Here is a 19512-nt window from a genome sequence, read left to right as displayed (position 1 = left end):
GAGGTATGTCGTTGCCCCGGCCTTTGCGCCTAACCTAATCTGAAAACCAGTATGCATCTTTCAGGCATGACGCTTGCTTTCAGCAAAAAAACCTGCCCGGTGTTTCAACTGGGCAGGTTTTTCTCATTTTGTCCTGCAAGGTTTGCAGATCAGTTCTTTTTCTTTTCCGCAGCCTGTCTGGCACGGATCTCTTTTTCAACCTTACGCCAGTTGGCTACATTACGCTGATGCTGTTTATAGCTTTCAGCGAAGGCATGGCCACCCGTTCCGTCGGCAACAAAGTAGAGGTCCTTTGTGCGAGCAGGGTTTGCGACTGCTTCCAGAGCCGCAGCACTCGGGTTGCCGATTGGCCCCGGAGGCAGTGCTTTGATCTGGTAGGTGTTGTAAGGGTTCTTTTCTTTGAGCATGGAGCGCGTGATCGCAGAGCGATCTTTTGTCCAGGCATCGCCACCAAACAAGCCGTAAAGGATCGTTGGATCAGACTGCAACGGCATGCCCTTGCGCAGGCGATTAACGAAGACAGAGGCAACGCGCGGATGCTCATCCACTTTGGACGTTTCCTTCTCTACTATAGAGGCAAGGATCACGAGTTGTTCTGGCGTATCAATCGGCAAACCCTGAGAGCGCTTTTCCCAGATGCGAGCGATGTGATCATTCATCGCCTTTTCCATCTGCTCGATAATGCGCGCCTTCGTGGTTCCGCGGGTGAATGTATAAGTTTCTGGCAGCAGTGAGCCTTCTGCTGGGATTGCAGAGATTTCACCGGTCAGGATCTTGTTTGCATTCAGGCGGTTGATGATCTGAGCGCTACTCCAGCCTTCCGGGAAGGTTACGGAGTGGTACACAGCACGGCCACCGACAAGATCTTCCATGACGGTCTTCATGGAGATCCCTAGTGGAAACTCGTACTCACCTGCTTTGATCTTGTTCTCATTTTTGAACAGGCGGGTGCCAGCTTCAAATACGAGTGAATTGGTAATGACGCCTTCGTCTTCCAGCTTCGCAGCAATCTGCGGCAGGCTCATGCCACTCGCGACAATGAAGATTTTCTCTTCTGTCAGCGGACCGGTGGCGTCAAACTCGCCCTTCCCCCAATAAAGCGCAGCGCCGGCAACGATAATGCCGAGTACAGCTATGGAAAGCAGAAAGTTGATGGTTATGACGACTGGATTGCGTGCATGACGGGAACGCGGCGGAGGTGGTGGTGCAGCTTCTGGCTGAATAGCGCGGCTGGGACTCCGCGGTGCAGATTGCCCACCCGGCTGAATATGAAGATCGGACTGATCTTGAGGCCCATTTGAGTTGTCTTCAGGCGATTGAGCCATTGTAACCCTCTATACGGGAGCACTTACAGCACTCCATTACTAGCGTATCCTTAGCGAAAACCGATGCCCACTTTTCGCAGATACGCTTTAAATACTCATTACAGAGCCTAACCCATTCGGGAGCCGCAATATAAAAGGCCAGATTCCGCCATGCGGAGTCTGGCCCTTTTATTTCTTGATCAAGAAAGCGAGTTATGACTCGACTTTTTTGAGAACCAGAGACGCGTTTGTGCCGCCAAAGCCAAATGAGTTAGACAGAGCATAATTAATCTCCATCTTCTTGGCTTTATTAGGGACCAAGTCAATCTCAGTTTCAACTGATGGATTTTCAAGGTTGATCGTTGGTGGAGCAATCTGATCACGGATCGCCAAAGCGGTGAAGATTGCCTCTACTGCACCAGCGGCACCCAACAGGTGGCCGGTTGCAGATTTGGTGGATGACATGGTCAAAGACCCGGCATCATCACCAGCCAAACGCTCAACTGCACCCAGCTCAATCTCATCACCCAGAGGTGTTGAGGTGCCGTGTGCGTTGACGTAATCAACATCACCGAGAGAAATGCCAGCACGTTTCAGCGCAGCTTTCATACAACGGTACCCACCGTCGCCATCGGATGCCGGTGCCGTGATGTGGTATGCATCACCGGACAGACCGTAACCAACAACTTCAGCGTAGATTTTCGCACCGCGCGCAACAGCGTGCTCGTATTCTTCGAGAACAACAACGCCAGAACCGTCGCCCATGACAAAGCCATCGCGGTCTTTATCGTAGGGACGAGAACCTTTTTCTGGCTCATCGTTGTAACCAGTAGACAGTGCTTTACAGGCGTTAAACCCGGCAATGCCCAAACGGCAGATTGTGCTCTCAGTGCCGCCAGCAACCATAACGTCTGCATCATCCAATGCGATCAGACGGGCAGCATCGCCAATAGCGTGCGCACCAGTGGAACAAGCTGTAACCACTGAGTGGTTCGGGCCTTTGAGTTTATGCTTGATGGACACATAACCGCTTGCAAGGTTGATCAAGCGGCCAGGAATAAAGAACGGACTAACACGACGCGGGCCCTTCTCTTCCATCATAATAGCTGTTTCAGCGATACCCTGAAGACCGCCAATTCCAGACCCAATCAGGGTACCGGAACGGTTCTGCTCTTCTTCGGTTTCTGGATTCCATCCCGAATCTGCAATTGCCTGGTCGGCAGCTGCGACAGCATAAATGATGAAGTCATCTACTTTACGCTGTTCTTTTGGGAGCATGAAATCGTCTGGATTGAAGGTTCCATCGGTTCCATCGCCAAGTGGTACCTGACAGGCGATTTTGGTTTGAAGGTCTTCAATTTCGAAGCCCTCGATGCGCCGTGCACCGCTCTTACCTTCAAGAATTCGCTGCCAAGAGATTTCTGCACTGCTGCCCAGTGGGCTAACCATGCCAATGCCTGTGATAACGACTCGACGCATATTTCCTGCACTTTAATTAGATTGGCGCTGCCAGCCCTTTGTGTCGTACCGGAAGACATAAGCGTCATTCTCTGCGACAGGCATGCAGCTGAAAAGGAAACAGGCGCGGCGAGCGCAAATGACCCACCGCGTGCCTAGCTTTTTGAAACAGGATTAGCCCTGTTTGGATTCGATGAACTTTACAGCATCGCCAACGGACTGAATGGTTTCAGCAGCATCGTCCGGGATTTCAACGCCAAATGCTTCTTCGAAAGCCATTACCAGTTCAACGGTGTCCAGGCTGTCTGCACCAAGATCGTCGATGAAGCTTGCAGATTCAACGACCTTGTCAGCCTCTACGCCGAGGTGTTCGACAACGATCTTCTTTACCTGCTCTGCAACATTGCTCATTTTAAGTCCTCAATTGGTTTTCAAGGTAGTGTTTCGGTCCGCTTCGCGGGGCCTTGTTTCACTCGGCTCCCGTGTTGCATACTCTGGTTCTTTTGAAAAGACGCAACGGCCCATATGTTAAGCCGCTTCCAAAGAAAACCGCAGCTTTTCCGTTCCTCTTTCCAAGAGGTCACTTCTAATCGGCGGGTTCCTAGCACAATTAGCACTGGTTTACCAGCCGCCAGTAGTGATTGCCCCATTTGTAAGAGGATCGGACTGACTGCGTATTTCTTCGTTAAATCATCGCCATACCGCCATTCACGTGCAGTGTCTGACCGGTAACGTACGCTGCTTCATCACTTGCGAGATAAACAGCTGCACCTGCGATTTCTTCAGCAGTACCCAAACGACCAGCTGGAACGTTGCCCAGGATCGATTCGCGCTGCTTTTCGTTCAGCTCGTCGGTCATCGCGGTTGAGATGAAACCTGGAGCAATTGTGTTTACGGTGATCTTACGAGACGCCACTTCCTGCGCCAAAGACTTGGACATGCCAATCATGCCAGCTTTTGCAGCAGAATAGTTCACCTGACCTGCGTTGCCGGTCACACCAACAACAGAGGTAATTCCGATAATGCGGCCCTGACGACGCTTCATCATGCCTTTGATTGCAGCACGGCAGATGCGGAACGTTGCGGACAGGTTCACTTCAAGAACCTGATCCCATTCTTCGTCTTTCATACGCATGAAGATGTTGTCACGGGTGATACCAGCGTTGTTCACGAGGATATCGAGAGCGCCCATCATTTCTTCAGCAGCTGGTACAAGCGCATCAACGCTGTCACGGTCAGACAGGTTCGCAGCCTTAATGTGAACGCGATCGCCCAGATCAGATGCCAGCGCTTCCAGCTTCGCTTCGCGAGTGCCGGACAGAGTTACAGTTGCGCCTTGCGCATGAAGTGCGCGTGCAATCGCTTCACCGATACCACCGGTCGCGCCGGTTACGAGTGCGCTTTTACCTTCTAAATTGAACATGCCGTTGGTCTCCTCGGCTTAAAATCCGTTTGAAGAAAGCTCATAGGGAGGAACCATAGGTTCCGTCTATACGCAGTGCAAAATGCGGTGCCTCTGAGCCTTCAAAATCTGTGTATTAGCTTTCGACGCCTTCAAGACGTGCAACAAGTGCATCAATATCTTCTGCTGTGTTGATCGCAACACCTTCCAGAGACTTGACGATACGGCGCACCATGCCACTGAGAACCTTGCCAGTGCCGATTTCAACGAGCGTGGTCACTCCGTTGTCAGCCATCCAGGTTACAGATTCGCGCCAGCGTACAGTTCCAGTCACTTGCTCGACGAGACGGGCGCGGATTTCTTCCGGATCAGTGATTGGTGCAGCAAGAACGTTTGCAACAAGCGGAACAACCGGTGCTTTAATCTCAACTTCAGCCAGTGCCTTTGCCATTGCGTCTGCAGCAGGCTGCATCAAAGAGCAATGGAACGGTGCAGATACCGGAAGCAGAACAGCACGGCGAGCGCCTTTGCCTTTTGCGATTTCACAAGCGCGCTCAACAGCTGCTTTATGACCAGACACAACAACCTGTCCGGTTGCGTTGTCATTGGCTGCCTGACAAACTTCGCCCTGAGCGGCTTCCTGTGCAACTTCCATCGCCTGATCGAAGTCCAGCCCCAGGAGAGCAGCCATTGCGCCCTCACCCACTGGCACTGCTTTTTGCATTGCATCACCGCGAATGCGCAGCAGACGTGCTGCATCGGCAATGATCAAAGAGCCCGCTGCAGCCAGTGCAGAGTATTCACCAAGAGAATGGCCTGCTACAAAACTTGCAGCTTTGGAGAGGTCAACGCCTTTAGCCTCAAGCACACGCATAGTGGCGAGACTTACAGCCATCAGAGCTGGCTGAGTGTTTGCAGTGAGGGTCAGCTCGTCTGCTGGACCTTCCCACATGATCTTGGTCAGTGACTGACCGAGAGCTGCATCAACTTCCTCAAATACAGCGCGCGCTTCCGGGAACGTGTCGGCAAGTTCTTTACCCATTCCAACCGTCTGGCTGCCCTGTCCGGGAAATGTAAATGCAATAGTCATTTATAAATAGCTCCGTCGCACTCTATATTGCGTCAATGTGGGCCAATCGCCTCAAATGTGGGTGGTCCACTTTGTATTCCAAGATGGGGCGGCTATAAATTCACCAAATACGTGCAAATTATGACCGCCGCCAAAATTAGTAGCACTGCAGATGCCCTATTGGTCAGCTGCTTGCACCTTCAAGAAACCCAAGGAAAACCTTGGTTGCCTGCGTATTCATCGGGGCGACATGAGCCGCCTTGCACGCGCAATGTCAAGACTGCATCTGGAAAAAAGGTCTTTTTCCCCGATAGTACTTGTCTTTTGTAGGGGATTGGCTATAAAGCCCATCTCGTTTCCGGTATTAGGCCGGAGGCTTAAAGGAAGGCAGTCCTTATAGGGTTGTAGGAGTTGAAAGATATCCGTCTTCCCGTGTCTCCGCTCTTGTGTAAACATCTTCTGGGCCTTTTTCTGAGGGCCGTTCGAAGGGGCTTTGCGCCAATATCCGGAATTGTTTAACTCAGAAAGGCAATCCACATGGCGCTCTATGAGCACGTGTTCCTGGCTCGTCAGGACATTTCTACTCAGCAGGTTGAAGCCCTCGTTGAACAGTTCAAAACTGTTCTCGAAGAAAACGGCGGCAAAGTCGGCAAAATCGAAACTTGGGGTCTGCGTACTCTGACTTACCGTATCAACAAGAACCGTAAGGCTCACTACACTCTGATGAATGTAGATGCTCCACACGCGGCTGTTGCTGAAATGGAACGTCAGATGGGCTTGAGCGAAGACATTCTTCGTTTCATGACCATCCGTGTAGAAGAGCTGGACGAAGAACAGTCCGCTATGATGCAGAAGCGTGATCGCGACGACCGTCGTCGTGGTGACCGTAACGATCGTGGTCCACGTCCGGACCGTGGCGATCGCGGTGATCGTGGCCCACGCCCTGATCGTCGTCCTGAAGCACCTGCAGCGGAGTAATTGAAAATGGCTGAATCTTCTTCCGCAGGACGTCGTCCTTTCTTCCGTCGTCGTAAGACCTGCCCATTCTCCGGTGCGAACGCTCCGAAGATTGACTACAAGGACATCCGTCTTCTGCAGCGCTACATCTCTGAGCGCGGCAAGATCGTTCCTTCCCGTATTACCGCAGTATCTGCGAAGAAACAGCGTGAACTGGCTCGTGCCATCAAACGCGCTCGTTTCCTCGGCCTGCTGCCTTTCGTAATCAAGTAAGTCTTGGTTATTGGGTCAGGGTGTTTTGCACCCTGGCCTTTTTCATGATCCCAACATGTCGGGATCACGGTTGAGAGATTGATCGCGTCAGCGAGAAGCTCTCTCTAACTGCGGATCACACTTTCCGCAGGACAGCAAAGGAGATATTCCATGAAAGTTATCCTTCTTGAGCGTGTGGCTAAACTTGGCCAGATGGGCGAAACCGTAGCTGTTAAAGACGGTTACGCACGTAACTTCCTGCTGCCTCAGGGCAAAGCACTTCGTGCAAACAAAGCTAACCTTGAGCGCTTTGAAAGCGAACGTGTACAGCTTGAAGCTCGTAACCTTGAGCGTAAAACTGAAGCTGAAGCAGTTGGCACAAAGCTGGCTGGCGCAAGCATCGTTGTTATCCGCGCTGCTGGCGAAACTGGTCAGCTCTACGGTTCTGTTGCTACCCGCGATATCGCTGGTGAACTGACCGAAGCAGGCTTCAGCGTTGTTCGCTCCCAGGTTTCCCTGCGCGCGCCAATCAAGACCATCGGTCTGCACGACGTATCCATCGTTCTTCACCCTGAAGTTGAAGTTGAAATCTCTGTTAACGTTGCTCGTTCTGAAGACGAAGCTAACCGTCAGGCAGCAGGCGAAGACCTCACAGGCCGTGAAGAAGACAGCTTTGAATTCGACGAAGATCTCGACGAAGACGAAGAGCTGGAAGATGGCGAAGAAAACGCTGAAGAAGCTTCTGACGAAGAAGAAGCTGAAGGCGAAGAAAAAGAAACCGAAGAATAATTTTTCTTCACTTTTCGATGAAAAAGGCAGGGTCTCCGACTCTGCCTTTTTTTATGCACTGATCTTGGCAGAATCGGCAAAGGCCCCGCTGATTCTATTCCTCAAAAAAGAGTTTGTTAATAATTGTAGTTGGGGCGAAAATCCCTGAATACGGCTGATTTTAAGCAATTATTCTAAGCTTTTCTCGCGTCTAGAGAGTAGCGACTGTCAATTGGCAACCTGCAATTTTCCCCGCTGATTTAATTTTGTTAAAGAACTGGGCTTAAGGTGCGAAGGCCCCCTTTTCCTACCCGCCTTAAAGCTGTAACCAAGTTGCCAAGCGGCACGAGGGGCGGAATGAAGGGCACAGTCCAAAAATTAGAGAAGGCTAGTGAGACCATGAGAGTGGTCCCGCATAATGCCGAGGCAGAGCGCCAGCTTCTTGGTGCCATAATGGTAAACAACGAGACCTATTATCGTGTCTCGGAGTTTTTAGAAGCGCGCCATTTTTTCTTAGCTCCCCACAAGGATATCTATGACAAATGCGGAGCGTTGATTAAGGCAGGCAAGATTGCCTCACCTATTACGCTCAAAACGTTTTTCCCGGCAGATGAGAAGATTGCAGACCTGTCTGCAACTCAGTATCTGCTGCGTCTTGCAGGTGATGCGACTTCTGTGATCAACGCAGAAGACTACGGCAAGACCATTTACGATCTGGCGACTCGCCGTAACCTGATCACCATTGGCGAAGACATGGTGAACATTGCCTATGACGCGCCAATCGACATGCCACCGTCCTCTCAGATTGACGATGCTGAGCGTCGTTTGTTTGAACTGGCGGAGACTGGCCGGTCTGATGGTGGTTTTCAGGACTTTGGCAGTGCACTGACCGAAACTATTGAGATGGCTGCAGCGGCCTTTCAGCGTGAAGGCGCCCTTTCCGGTGTTTCAACAGGTTTGCGTGACCTGGACAAACTCATGGGTGGCTTGCAGTCTTCGGATTTGGTCGTATTGGCTGGTCGTCCTGCGATGGGTAAAACATCGCTGGTTACGAACATCGCTTATAACATTGCTGAAAATTACCAGACTGAAGAGATGCCAGATGGCACTGTTCGGACTGTGAATGGCGGCGTTGTTGGCTTCTTCTCATTGGAAATGAGTGCCGAACAGCTGGCTACTCGTATTATTTCCGAGCAGACAGAGATTTCTTCCTCCAAGATTCGCCGCGGCGACATCAACGAGATTGAATTTGAGAAGCTGGTTGCGGCGACACAGCATATGCAACACGTTCCACTTCATGTGGATCAAACAGGTGGTATTTCCATCGCGTCCCTCGTTTCCAAAGCCCGACGGCTGAAGAGACAAAAGGGGCTGGATATGATCGTGGTCGACTATATTCAGCTGCTCTCTGGTTCTTCCAAGAATCAGGGCAACCGTGTTCAGGAAATTACTGAGATCACCACCAACCTTAAAGCGCTGGCGAAGGAACTTAATGTTCCGATCATCGCGCTGTCCCAGCTCTCTCGTCAGGTTGAAAACCGTGACGACAAACGTCCACAAATGTCTGACCTTCGTGAATCTGGCTCGATCGAGCAGGATGCGGATGTGATCATGTTTGTGTATCGTGAAGAGTATTACATGGGCAAAAAAGAACCGCCTGAAGGCACTCCAGAATACGAAGAATGGAGTAGCAAGATGGAGCAGTTGCGCGGCAAGGCGGAAGTCATTATCGCCAAGCAGCGTCACGGTCCAACTGGCATTGTTGATCTGCAGTTCCAGGGCGAGTTCACTCGCTTCTCCGATCTGGCAGACGACGCCCATATTCCTGACAGAATTATGGAGTAAGTCTGGTTCATCCTACTGAATTAGCGATTGGCCCGGGGTAACGCACATCAGTTGTGCAGTGCTCCGGGTCTTTCTTTTTAAATTCAGATATTTTTTGTAGGTTATTGCGCATTCAAAGAATCTGAGGGCAATCGCGTGACACATTCTGCCGCTCCTACATCTGCCCGCGCAGCTCATTCTGCTGGCGGTGCTGCAAAGCTAACCATCGACCTTACCGCTCTACGCTCGAACTGGTGTTATTTGAATGGCAAGGTGGGTGATGGCTGTACCTGCGCTGTGGTACTCAAGGCCAATGGTTATGGGACTGGTGCTACAGAAGTTGGCAAAACACTTTATCACACCGGAGCCCGTGTCTTTTTTGTTGCGCTTCCTGAAGAAGGAATCGACCTGCGCAAAGAACTGCCACATGCAGAAATCTATGTGCTGAATGGCCTCTTCCGTGGCCGTGAGAAATTCTATTACGATTTCAGTCTCAAACCGGTCTTAAACAGTCTTGAGGAAGCGGCTGAATGGTCCGCTTTTGCACAAGGTCTGGATGAAGAGCTGCCTGCGGCTTTGCACTTTGATACAGGCATGCATCGTTTGGGCATGTCTATTGAAGATGCGCTGAAGACTGGTGAGTCGCCTCATTTCCTTAAGGACATCAAGATCGATCTGATCATGAGCCATCTTGCTTGCGCCGATACGCCTGACCACGAGCTCAACGCAAAGCAACTGGATCGTTTCCAGCGGGTTTGTGAGTTGTTTCCGGGCGCCCGCAAATCCTTGAGCAACTCTGCCGGTATTTTTCTGGGAGCTGATTACCACTTCGACATGGTTCGCCCAGGCATTGCGCTTTATGGAGGAAACCCAGTTCCTGACGACAGCAACCCGATGCTTCCAGTTGCACATGTTCTGGCGGAAATCATCAGTTTGCGTGAGGTTCCCCCTGGCGATCCTGTGGGTTACGGGGCTTCCCGTGTAACACCGCGAAAAAGCCGGATTGCAACCATAAATGCAGGCTATGCGGATGGTCTGCACCGACTGGTTGGCAGCTCTGACGACCAGCCTGATGGCGCACGGGTTTATATCGGCGGGCATTTTGCTCCCATCTTTGGCCGTGTCTCCATGGATATGATTGCAGTTGATGTGACAGATATTCCCGAGGAACATCTGTCACGCGGTGCACCGGTTGAGATTATGGGCGCACATGTAAACGTGGATGAATTGGCAAACTTTGCTCAAACCATCCCATATGAATTGCTGTGTAGCCTCGGAGCACGCTATACACGCCACTATAAACGCTAGCGAGCTAAACACTGGCAGGAACCTGAATTCGATATGGCGAAACGCTCCCTTTCATTTGTCTGTCAGTCTTGTGGGGCAACCACACTCAAATGGGCAGGCCGCTGCGAATCTTGCGGTGAATGGAACACAATTCAGGAAGAGCAAGAGGCCAGCGGCATCGGAGCTGGGCCCAAGACCGCTTCGCGTTCCAAGGGCCGGGTTGTTCCGCTGGTTGGACTTTCGGGTGAAACCAAAGACGCTCCGAGAATTATCACAGGTGTGGCCGAGCTGGACCGTGTGACTGGTGGCGGCTTTGTAAAAGGTTCTGCTCTGCTGGTAGGCGGCGATCCCGGTATCGGCAAGTCCACCCTATTGACGCAGGCCAGCGCACATCTTGCCTATCAAGGGCACAATATCGTTTATATCTCAGGCGAGGAAGCGGTGGATCAGGTGCGTTTGCGTGCAGAGCGTCTTGGTTTGCGCGATGCTCCGGTTCAATTGGCTGCTGAGACAAGTATTGAAGATATTCTTGCAACTCTGGAAGCCAAGAAGGGCGATGAACGTGCTCATCTTGTAATTCTGGACAGTATTCAGACACTGTGGACCGAGATGGCCGATTCTCCTCCGGGAACGGTGACACAGGTCCGCGCCTCTGCGCAGGCTCTGGTCCGCTTTGCCAAGAAAACCGGAACAACGGTTGTTCTTGTTGGTCATGTGACGAAAGACGGCCAGATCGCTGGCCCACGCGTTGTAGAGCACATGGTTGATGCCGTGCTTTATTTTGAAGGTGATAACGCACATCAGTATCGCATTTTGCGTGCCGTGAAGAACCGCTTTGGCCCGACGGATGAAATTGGCGTCTTCGAGATGTCCGACATGGGGCTACGAGAAGTAAAGAATCCCAGTGCTATGTTCCTTAGTGAACGAAGCGCAACTGCTCCAGGTTCAGCCGTGTTTGCCGGGATAGAAGGTACGCGGCCTTTGCTGGTCGAAATGCAAGCACTTGTTGCACCCTCCCCCCTTGGCACACCACGCCGAGCGGTGATCGGGTGGGACAGCGCGCGCCTTTCTATGATTTTGGCCGTGCTTGAAGCACGCTGCGGTGTTAAGTTTGCGCAACATGACGTTTATCTGAATGTCGCTGGTGGACTGAGAATTAATGAGCCAGGAGCTGACCTCGCCGTTGCGGCAGCTTTAATCTCATCGCTTAGTGGGGTTGCTCTTCCCCTCGAATGCGTCTATTTCGGCGAAATCAGTCTGTCTGGTGCAGTTCGACCAGTTGCTCAGGCAGCTTCCCGATTAAAGGAAGCTCAGAAGCTTGGATTCGGTCAGGCGGTTATCGCCGACGGGAATATGAAAGAAGGCTCCAATGCTCTCGGTCACGTTAAAGGACTTGAGGAGCTGGGAGATCTGGTGGCAAATATTGTTGCCAGTGCACAGAAAATGGAAAACGCTTAAGGGTTTAACCTAGGCTGATTTTAACCGGCAGGCATTTTTGTTGGTTTGCCTGCCAGTCAAACAAGGGACTTGTGTCGACAGATGCCGATCACACTCTTAGACGGAATTCTACTGGTTATCATGCTGATCTCTGGCGTTCTTGCTATGATTCGCGGGTTCGTGCGTGAGGTGCTTTCTATTGCATCATGGGTCGCAGCAGCAGTCGCCGCCTATCTTTTTTATGGCAGCCTGAAACCATTTGTGTTGCAGCACGTAACCAATGACACACTGGCAACTGCCATTGCTGCAGGTGCTGTCTTCCTCGTGACATTAATCGTGGTGAGCTACATCACCATGCGCATTTCAGACTTCGTGCTGGACAGCCGAATTGGCGCGCTCGACAGAACCCTCGGTTTTGTTTTTGGCGCAGCCCGCGGCTTCCTTCTTGTTGTCGTTGCGCTGCTGTTCTTTAACTGGTTTGTTCCAGAGCCACGCCAACCAAACTGGATTATGGATGCCAAATCCAGACACCTGTTGGTGACCAGTGGTCAAAGTTTAGTTGCCGCACTGCCGGAAGATCCTGAACGCGCAATTATGGACCAGATTCGTAAGCAGGGCGGCACGACCGGCTCTGCAACAGGCGCATCCAGTGATGAAGAAGCCCGTTACTCCCCAAGTGAGCGGCGCGGACTGGACCAGCTGACGGCCTCCGGCGAAGGCCGGAACTAAGCTTAATTTTGATATTTGGCCCAAGTAAGAACCAAGGAGTGATGCCATGAGCAGTGGCGTATCAAACAATTCTGCCGCTTTGAAAGAGCTACAGGCAGATTTTGACGGCGATACCCTGCACGAGGAATGCGGTGTTTTTGGCATTCTTGGACATGATGATGCAGCAGCACTGACGGCTCTGGGGCTTCATGCGCTTCAGCATCGCGGACAGGAAGCTGCAGGCATTGTGACATTTGATGGCGATCAGTTCCGCTCAGAACGTCATATGGGTCTTGTGGGTGATCATTTCACTCAGCAGGAAACCATCGACAACCTGAAGGGTCCGTACGCAATCGGCCATGTGCGCTACTCCACCACTGGTGAAGCTGCACTGCGCAATGTGCAGCCGCTGTTTGCTGAGCTTGATGGTGGCGGGATTGCGATCTGTCACAACGGTAACTTCACCAATGCGATGACCGTACGCCGTCAGTTGATCAAGGACGGTGCGATTTGCCAGTCTACATCTGACAGTGAAGTGGTTCTGCAGCTGGTTGCCCGTTCTCGCGAGAAAAAGATCGTAGATCGCTTCATCGAGGCCATTAGCCAGATGGAAGGTGCTTATTCCCTTGTCGCACTGACCCGTAAAAAGCTGATTGGTGCGCGTGATCCTTATGGAATTCGCCCATTGGTTCTTGGCGATCTGAATGGTGCTCCGATTTTTGCAAGTGAAACATGTGCGCTGGACATCATTGGTGCTAAGTTCATTCGCGAAGTTGAGAATGGCGAGGTTGTTGTTTGTACGCCGGGTGGTATCGAAAGCTACTTCCCGTTTGGAAAGCGTCCTTCCCGTCCAGATATCTTCGAGTACATTTACTTCTCCCGCCCGGACAGTGTTTTGAATGGTCATTCCGTTTATGACGTTCGTAAGCGTTTTGGACGTGTGCTGGCGCAGGAAAGTGCTGTTGAAGCGGATGTGATTGTCCCGGTTCCAGATTCTGGTGTTCCAGCAGCTCTTGGTTTTGCTGCCGAAAGCGGTGTTCCGTTTGAGCTTGGCATCATCCGCAACCACTATGTGGGCCGCACGTTTATTGAGCCGACACAGCAGATCCGTACGCTTGGTGTTAAGCTCAAACACTCTGCCAACAGAGCGCAGATTGAAGGCAAGCGTGTCGTGCTGGTGGATGACAGCCTTGTACGCGGCACCACCAGTGTGAAAATCGTTCAGATGATTAGAGATGCTGGCGCGAAAGAAGTTCACTTCCGTCTGGCCTCTCCGCCAATCAAATTCTCCGATTACTACGGCATCGATACGCCGGTTCGCGAAAAGCTGCTGGCTGCCAAGTATGATCTTGAAGGCATGCGCAAATACATTGGCGCAGATACCCTTGCCTTCCTGAGCATTGACGGCGTCTACCGTGCCATGGGCCATGAAAATGGCCGTGACAACGAGAACCCGCAGTTCACTGATCACTGCTTTACCGGGGACTATCCGACCCCGCTTACAGATCTGTCTGACGATGTGGACACACGTCAGGCTCCCCGCCTTGTAGAAACTGGTTAAGTTCAATGAGTTCGAAAAGACTTGAAGGTCGTGTTGCTGTTGTCACGGGAGCCTCCCGTGGCATTGGTTATTTTGCTGCAAAAAAGCTTGCTGAAGAAGGTGCGCATATTGTTGCGATCGCACGGACTGTTGGCGGACTGGAAGAACTGGATGACGAGATCCAGAAGGCCGGTAGCTCAGCTACGCTTGTGCCAGTTGACCTGACTGATTTCGACGCGATTGACCGTTTGGGCGCTGCTATCTTTGAACGCTGGAAAAAGCTCGACATTCTTGTCGGTAACGCCGGTATTCTCGGCCCGACTTCTCCATTGGGTCATGTGGACCCGAAGAAGTTCGATGACGTGATGAAAATCAACGTGACTGCGAACTGGCGTCTTATTCGTTCGCTTGATCCACTGCTACGTCAGTCCGATGCGGGCCGCACGGTCTTCCTGACCTCAGGAGCGCCACACAAGTGCCGCGCCTATTGGGGACCATACTCCATGTCAAAAGCGGCTCTGGAGGCGCTTGTACGCACGTATGTGAACGAAACGCAGAAGACCAACGTCCAATCCATGCTCATCAATCCAGGCCCGATGCGGACTGGCATGCGTGCGAAAGCAATGCCGGGCGAAGACCCAAAGACCCTGCCGCATCCTTCTGAGATCTCTGAGGACATCGTGCGCTTCTGCTTGCCAGAAAGCCAGGAGAATGGTCGCCTCTACGATTTCCCGAGCAAAGAACTGAGGGACTTCGTGCAGCTGACCAGCTAAACGGCATAAGCCCACAAATACGAAAAGCCCCGGTGATGAGCCGGGGCTTTTTTGTTGTTCAATCTGAGGTGCTTTAGATGAAGTACTTATCAGTTAGCGCTTTGGTTTGATCAAATACACCCGGGCAAGCAGCAACAACTTTACAGCCGTTCATGACTGCGTTGGCGACGTCAATTTCCTGACATTTCCCACCAGCTTCTTCCAGAAGGAGCAGGCCTGCCATGCAGTCCCAGGAGTTCATGTGCTCTTCGATATAGCCGATGAGACGGCCAGAAGCAGCATATGCCAGCATAAGACCACCGGACGCGTTGCGGAAAAAGATCCCACCTTCATCCAGCAGTGCATCAACCGCGCTTTTGACAGCCTGATTGCGCCCGCGTGCACTGAAGCCCAGACCGATTGACCCATTGGACAATGAATCGCTTGTGGACACTTTCATTGGCGTACCGTTGAGTGTTGCCCCTTTGCCTTTTTCAGCTGCAAACAGTTCATCAGCACACGGATCATAAGTGACGCCAATGTATTTCTCGCCATTTTTGACGCAAGCAATGATCACACACCACTGTGGAATGCCGGAGACAAAGTTCGCCGTACCGTCTATCGGGTCGATGATCCAAGTATACTCAGAAGTACCCGGTTTGGGATCACCCTCTTCTCCCACGATGCTGTCATCTGGAAATGCTTCGACAATGGCTTTGCGGACAAGAATTTCAGTATCGCGATCGGCCTCAGAGACCATGTCCTGATGACCTTTACTCTCAATATTGAGGGTCTCCAAACGCGTAAAATATTCGTGCGCATAGGCACCAGCGCGCTTAACCAGAGCGTTGGCGAACGTAAAACGGTCTTGTGACATGATAATCCTATTAAATGTAGGGAATGCGGAAAGAGAGCGCGATTAAAAGCAGATTCAGGAAGAATTGCAACTTATTAGCGGCACTGACTGATACTTCTAGAGAAAAATTCAAGTACGCGACAGTGGTCAGAACCCTGACAGTTCCTGGTTCTCCGGGACTTGGCAAAATAAAAGGGCAGCTGACTGCTGCCCTTTTATGAAATTAAGTGAAAGCGAAATCACCTTCTCTTCTTGTGGTATGGATTGTCGCCCTTTCTATAGGACAGACGAATGGGCGTTCCTTTGATGTCAAAACGCTCGCGAATACCATTCACAAGATATCGGGTGTAGCTCTCCGGCAGATTGTCTGGCTTGGAGCAGAACACCACGAAATGCGGTGGACGTGTCTTTGGCTGTGTCATGAAACGCAAGCGTACACGACGTCCAGACACTGCTGGCGGCGGATGGTGGATCAGAACACCTTCCAGCCAGCGGTTGAGGCCAGATGTACCAACGCGCTTGTTCCACATCTCGTAAGACCGGAAAACAGCCTGCATGAGCTTATCGAGGCCCTGCCCGTTGATGCCGGACATGGTGACAATCTCAACACCACGTAGCTGATTCAGATAGCGTGCTTGTGAATCCTTGATATGACCCCAAGCATCCTCACGATCCTCAATCAAATCCCACTTATTGAGTGCAATAACGATTGCGCGACCTTCACGGGCACACAGATCGATGATCTGCAAGTCCTGCTTCTCGAAAGAGATGGTGGCATCGAGCGTTACAACAACAACTTCAGCAAACTTGATTGCGCGAAGGGCATCCGCAACGGAGAGCTTTTCCAGCTTTTCCTGCACGCGTGCCTTTTTGCGGATACCTGCAGTGTCGAACACCTTTACATGGTGATCCTGCCATTCCCACTCAACAGAGATACTGTCACGTGTGATGCCAGCTTCTGGTCCGGTCAGAAGACGCTCTTCACCCAACATCTGGTTGATGAGAGTAGACTTGCCTGCGTTTGGACGGCCAACAATTGCCATGCGCAAAGGGCGTTCGAGTGTGCCAACCGGCTCGTCGATCTCTTCGTCCTCTACATCAACATCTGTACGTGCTTCAGTAAATTCGGAAGAACCTTCCATCTCGCCTGCAGCATCTACAATCGGGCGCAGAAAATCATAAAGCTCGGACAGGCCTTCTCCGTGTTCCGCAGAAAGAGGAACAGGATCACCCAACCCAAGCGTGAACGCATCATAGAGACCGCCATCGCCTGCTTTGCCTTCCGCCTTGTTGGCGCAAAGAATTACAGGGGTGTCGGCACGGCGAAGAAGGTTCGCAAAGTGCTCATCAAGTGGCATCAAGCCAGCGCGTGCATCAATAAGGAATAAGCATGCATCCGCATCCCGGATTGCTTCTTCGGTTTGAGCGCGCATACGCCCTTCGAGGCTTGCTGCCTCTGCTTCTTCCAGGCCGGCAGTATCAACGATCTTGAATCGCAGATCGCCCAAGCGTGCATCACCGGACCGACGGTCACGGGTCACACCTGGGGTATCATCAACAAGCGCTAAGCGCTTGCCTACAAGGCGATTGAAGAGCGTCGACTTGCCAACATTAGGTCTGCCAATAATGGCGACTGTCGCAGTCACGCGAATACTCCTCGTCTGGTATGCAGCATTTAGAGTAGTTCGCCTTATGCGCCCTACTCTAAGCTTTTATTTTTTAACGTATCCCAGTTTCGAAAACCGGTATCCACTTTCCGTAGGACACGTTTAGTTCAGCGCTGCAACCGCTCCGTCACTGGTAAGGACGACCATGCGTCCACCAGCAACAATTGGTGATACAAATACGCCACTGGTCACTTTCCGCGATGCGGATGCCTGACCGGTTTTTGCATTCACAGATGCAAGATAACCGTTGCTGGACATGGCGATCAGCTGGCCGTTGGCCAGAATTGGACCTGCCCAGTTGACATTCTTGGCGTCGCTTTCGCCAGTTGGCAACTTGGCACTCCAGATAAGGTTGCCGGTCTTACTTGAGATTGCATGCAACTTATCATCCAAGCCGATCAAGAATACCGTACCACCGGAAACAACCGGAGTATGTACGGCACCAAAATCAGCCTCCCACAAACGCTCGCCATCTTTCAGAGCAATGCCCAGTGTGCGTCCAGCAACGGAGGTTGCAATAACCTTGTTGCCTTCAATGACCGGGCTTGCAGAAACATCTGTCAGGCCAGAGAGCGCGCGTGTACGGAAGGACCGTGCAACGGTATCGATCCATTTAGGCTCACCGCTGTTAATGTCAAGTGCCATAACCTCGCCTGAGGAAAACGGCACAACAACAGTGTTGCCTGAAATTGCCGGATTTGCAGAGGAAAGCAGGCCTGCTTGCTCTGCGATGCCAGCGAATGACCATGCCTGTTCCCCATCTGACTGGTTGAGGCCGATCACTTCATTGTCTTGTGTTACAACGACAACTTTGCCATTGGCCGCTGCTGGCGCACCGCGAACCGGTGTTTCCAGTTGCTTGGTCCAAAGGACGTTACCACCTTTATCAAGTGCATAAACATTGCGGTATGCGGTTGCGACAAAGATCTTGCCACCGTCAAGCACGACACCACCACCTGCGGCAACTTCATTCTCGCCTTCCAGACCCAGGTTCTTTGTGAAGACCTTGGCGCCACCAGTTGTCAGAGCAACGAGGTTGCCATCCGACTTATAGACGTAGATGCGCTGGCCATCAGAAACCGGACGCGCTGCGGTGCGCGGGTTGCTGGAGCCGATACCAAAGAAGCCGGGAGAACGGACCTGACCGATGCTCGACGACCATGCAACACCACCGCTCACATTGATTGCGATGTTGCCCGGATCATTGCTCTTAGGACCAGCAGCGGTTGGCCAGGTTGACCCACCTGTCGCCGCACCGATCTTGGCATCTCCACCTGTTGCAGATGGCTTTAATGCGCCTTGATATAGTGGCTGACGGTCTCCCTCAAGAAACTCATCATCGCCGCCGAATGGATTTAGACTGGAAAGAGAAGAACAACCAGCCAGCGTCAGCGCAAGCGCGCCGGTTCCAATCAAAGCCTTCCAAGACTTTCTTTTGGTCTCGCTCACTTATTCAGTCCCCTTTTCGTCTTTACCCAATGCAGAGGTAATTAGTTCAAGATAAATTTGTGCGCGTCCGGAAACATCTGACGGAGCGGCTGCATCATTCACAATTTCGCTGAAGCGCGTGCGAGCTGCATCCAGATTACCAGCCTTGTACTCAGCTGCACCCAGAATTTCCAAAGCAGAAAAACGCCATGTGTTACCAGCAACAGCTAGTACTTCTGTGTGTTTTTTCACCGCGGCAAGGTCGCCGTTATCCAGCAGCAGATAAGCAGCGCGGATGTTGGCGAGACCCTTGTAAATGATTGGTGTCGCACTGTCAGCGGCGACCGCTTCAAAAGCCTTGATGGCTTCGTCAGGTTTACCTTCCAGCGCCAACTCGGTTCCAATGCGCATCTTGGCCATCATAGGATAACCGCCAATACTGCCTTCCATGGAAACGAAAGCTGCCTGCGCTTCGGTGTAGTTGCCTGCGTCTGAAAGCTTGATAGCCTCCAGAAATTCAGTGCCTGCTGCCTGAGACTGTTTGTTCTGCCAGTACTCATAGCCGCGAAAACCTGCGGTACCTACAACGATAAGACCTGCTGTCAGGTATACAACCGGAGCAAAGCGCTTCCAAAGTTTTGAAAACTGGTCGCTTCTTACTTCTTCATCGACTTCGCGAAAAATGTCGGACATAACTTCAAATGTTCCTGCAGCAACGATTCTTAGGTTCGTGGTATCCCAATGGGCGGCGTCACATTAAAACCAAGAGAGCCGCAGGCAAACCTCTTTCTCTACCTCTTTCA

At 51.8% G+C, this 19512-nt stretch carries 18 protein-coding genes; 9 read left to right on the top strand and 9 right to left on the bottom strand.

Features of this window, described 5'->3' with window-relative positions; all coding sequences use genetic code 11:
* Positions 1-149: 149 nt before the first annotated feature.
* From mltG to fabD, 5 genes are all read right to left on the bottom strand, one after another.
* A complete protein-coding gene (gene mltG, locus PsAD46_RS14825) occupies positions 150-1325 on the bottom strand; it encodes an endolytic transglycosylase MltG (RefSeq protein ID WP_063291852.1) in 1176 nt (391 codons plus the stop codon).
* A gap of 192 nt (positions 1326-1517) precedes the next feature.
* The gene (gene fabF / locus PsAD46_RS14820; protein ID WP_057460955.1) at positions 1518-2783 is read right to left on the bottom strand and encodes a beta-ketoacyl-ACP synthase II; all 1266 of its coding nucleotides are present in this window, start codon (positions 2781-2783) and stop codon (positions 1518-1520) included.
* Between the two features lie 153 nt (positions 2784-2936).
* Positions 2937-3173 (bottom strand): acyl carrier protein, encoded by a 237-nt coding sequence (locus PsAD46_RS14815; protein WP_008551920.1) that lies wholly within the window; start codon positions 3171-3173, stop codon positions 2937-2939.
* Positions 3174-3447: 274 nt separating this feature from the next.
* Positions 3448-4185, bottom strand: coding sequence for a 3-oxoacyl-[acyl-carrier-protein] reductase (gene fabG / locus PsAD46_RS14810; protein ID WP_063307244.1), 738 nt, complete (start codon positions 4183-4185; stop codon positions 3448-3450).
* A gap of 115 nt (positions 4186-4300) precedes the next feature.
* Positions 4301-5254 carry an ACP S-malonyltransferase gene (gene fabD / locus PsAD46_RS14805; RefSeq protein ID WP_063307243.1) on the bottom strand — a complete coding sequence of 318 codons (954 nt, stop codon included), beginning with the start codon at positions 5252-5254 and terminating at the stop codon, positions 4301-4303.
* Positions 5255-5770: 516 nt separating this feature from the next.
* On the opposite strand from fabD, the gene rpsF reads away from it, so the two are divergent.
* The 9 genes from rpsF to PsAD46_RS14755 all read left to right on the top strand — a co-directional run bounded on the left by rpsF (position 5771) and on the right by PsAD46_RS14755 (position 14779).
* Positions 5771-6211, top strand: coding sequence for a 30S ribosomal protein S6 (gene rpsF / locus PsAD46_RS14795; protein ID WP_057460953.1), 441 nt, complete (start codon positions 5771-5773; stop codon positions 6209-6211).
* A gap of 6 nt (positions 6212-6217) precedes the next feature.
* Positions 6218-6463 carry a 30S ribosomal protein S18 gene (gene rpsR / locus PsAD46_RS14790; protein WP_008552033.1) on the top strand — a complete coding sequence of 82 codons (246 nt, stop codon included), beginning with the start codon at positions 6218-6220 and terminating at the stop codon, positions 6461-6463.
* Between the two features lie 150 nt (positions 6464-6613).
* Positions 6614-7231 carry a 50S ribosomal protein L9 gene (gene rplI / locus PsAD46_RS14785; RefSeq protein WP_063307241.1) on the top strand — a complete coding sequence of 206 codons (618 nt, stop codon included), beginning with the start codon at positions 6614-6616 and terminating at the stop codon, positions 7229-7231.
* A 336-nt stretch (positions 7232-7567) separates the two neighbouring features.
* Positions 7568-9055 carry a replicative DNA helicase gene (locus PsAD46_RS14780; protein WP_057460951.1) on the top strand — a complete coding sequence of 496 codons (1488 nt, stop codon included), beginning with the start codon at positions 7568-7570 and terminating at the stop codon, positions 9053-9055.
* A gap of 135 nt (positions 9056-9190) precedes the next feature.
* The gene (gene alr / locus PsAD46_RS14775; RefSeq protein WP_063291849.1) at positions 9191-10342 is read left to right on the top strand and encodes an alanine racemase; all 1152 of its coding nucleotides are present in this window, start codon (positions 9191-9193) and stop codon (positions 10340-10342) included.
* Between the two features lie 33 nt (positions 10343-10375).
* Positions 10376-11779, top strand: a complete 1404-nt coding sequence (radA, locus tag PsAD46_RS14770; RefSeq protein WP_063307240.1) for a DNA repair protein RadA — start codon at positions 10376-10378, stop codon at positions 11777-11779.
* A gap of 81 nt (positions 11780-11860) precedes the next feature.
* A complete protein-coding gene (locus PsAD46_RS14765) occupies positions 11861-12487 on the top strand; it encodes a CvpA family protein (protein ID WP_057460948.1) in 627 nt (208 codons plus the stop codon).
* A 46-nt stretch (positions 12488-12533) separates the two neighbouring features.
* Positions 12534-14027, top strand: coding sequence for an amidophosphoribosyltransferase (gene purF / locus PsAD46_RS14760; protein WP_063288438.1), 1494 nt, complete (start codon positions 12534-12536; stop codon positions 14025-14027).
* Between the two features lie 5 nt (positions 14028-14032).
* Positions 14033-14779 carry an SDR family NAD(P)-dependent oxidoreductase gene (locus PsAD46_RS14755; protein ID WP_063288437.1) on the top strand — a complete coding sequence of 249 codons (747 nt, stop codon included), beginning with the start codon at positions 14033-14035 and terminating at the stop codon, positions 14777-14779.
* Between the two features lie 73 nt (positions 14780-14852).
* Here the strand turns inward: PsAD46_RS14755 and PsAD46_RS14750 are convergent, their stop codons facing one another.
* From PsAD46_RS14750 to PsAD46_RS14735, 4 genes are all read right to left on the bottom strand, one after another.
* Positions 14853-15635, bottom strand: coding sequence for an inositol monophosphatase family protein (locus PsAD46_RS14750; RefSeq protein ID WP_063307239.1), 783 nt, complete (start codon positions 15633-15635; stop codon positions 14853-14855).
* A 218-nt stretch (positions 15636-15853) separates the two neighbouring features.
* Positions 15854-17260 (bottom strand): ribosome biogenesis GTPase Der, encoded by a 1407-nt coding sequence (der, locus tag PsAD46_RS14745; RefSeq protein ID WP_063307238.1) that lies wholly within the window; start codon positions 17258-17260, stop codon positions 15854-15856.
* A gap of 123 nt (positions 17261-17383) precedes the next feature.
* Complete coding sequence (locus PsAD46_RS14740; protein ID WP_057460944.1) at positions 17384-18730, bottom strand: PQQ-binding-like beta-propeller repeat protein; 1347 nt, start codon at positions 18728-18730, stop codon at positions 17384-17386.
* Positions 18731-19402: a tetratricopeptide repeat protein gene (locus PsAD46_RS14735; RefSeq protein ID WP_063291845.1), complete on the bottom strand. Its 672-nt coding sequence runs from the start codon at positions 19400-19402 to the stop codon at positions 18731-18733.
* Positions 19403-19512 lie beyond the last annotated feature (110 nt).

Origin of the sequence: Pseudovibrio sp. Ad46, from assembly GCF_001623065.1 — a bacterium.
GTDB lineage: Bacteria > Pseudomonadota > Alphaproteobacteria > Rhizobiales > Stappiaceae > Pseudovibrio.
The sequence above is the reverse complement of the archived record's forward strand: the minus strand, read 5'-3'. Positions and strand labels throughout refer to the sequence as shown.

What these genes read in the sequence shown, in the direction of transcription:
- mltG (WP_063291852.1), bottom strand. Translation starts at nt 1,325, where the DNA reads ATGGCTCAATCGCCTGAAGACAACTCAAATGGGCCTCAAGATCAGTCC.
- fabF (WP_057460955.1), bottom strand. Translation starts at nt 2,783, where the DNA reads ATGCGTCGAGTCGTTATCACAGGCATTGGCATGGTTAGCCCACTGGGC.
- PsAD46_RS14815 (WP_008551920.1), bottom strand. Translation starts at nt 3,173, where the DNA reads ATGAGCAATGTTGCAGAGCAGGTAAAGAAGATCGTTGTCGAACACCTC.
- fabG (WP_063307244.1), bottom strand. Translation starts at nt 4,185, where the DNA reads ATGTTCAATTTAGAAGGTAAAAGCGCACTCGTAACCGGCGCGACCGGT.
- fabD (WP_063307243.1), bottom strand. Translation starts at nt 5,254, where the DNA reads ATGACTATTGCATTTACATTTCCCGGACAGGGCAGCCAGACGGTTGGA.
- rpsF (WP_057460953.1), top strand. Translation starts at nt 5,771, where the DNA reads ATGGCGCTCTATGAGCACGTGTTCCTGGCTCGTCAGGACATTTCTACT.
- rpsR (WP_008552033.1), top strand. Translation starts at nt 6,218, where the DNA reads ATGGCTGAATCTTCTTCCGCAGGACGTCGTCCTTTCTTCCGTCGTCGT.
- rplI (WP_063307241.1), top strand. Translation starts at nt 6,614, where the DNA reads ATGAAAGTTATCCTTCTTGAGCGTGTGGCTAAACTTGGCCAGATGGGC.
- PsAD46_RS14780 (WP_057460951.1), top strand. Translation starts at nt 7,568, where the DNA reads ATGAAGGGCACAGTCCAAAAATTAGAGAAGGCTAGTGAGACCATGAGA.
- radA (WP_063307240.1), top strand. Translation starts at nt 10,376, where the DNA reads ATGGCGAAACGCTCCCTTTCATTTGTCTGTCAGTCTTGTGGGGCAACC.
- PsAD46_RS14765 (WP_057460948.1), top strand. Translation starts at nt 11,861, where the DNA reads ATGCCGATCACACTCTTAGACGGAATTCTACTGGTTATCATGCTGATC.
- purF (WP_063288438.1), top strand. Translation starts at nt 12,534, where the DNA reads ATGAGCAGTGGCGTATCAAACAATTCTGCCGCTTTGAAAGAGCTACAG.
- PsAD46_RS14755 (WP_063288437.1), top strand. Translation starts at nt 14,033, where the DNA reads ATGAGTTCGAAAAGACTTGAAGGTCGTGTTGCTGTTGTCACGGGAGCC.
- PsAD46_RS14750 (WP_063307239.1), bottom strand. Translation starts at nt 15,635, where the DNA reads ATGTCACAAGACCGTTTTACGTTCGCCAACGCTCTGGTTAAGCGCGCT.
- PsAD46_RS14735 (WP_063291845.1), bottom strand. Translation starts at nt 19,402, where the DNA reads ATGTCCGACATTTTTCGCGAAGTCGATGAAGAAGTAAGAAGCGACCAG.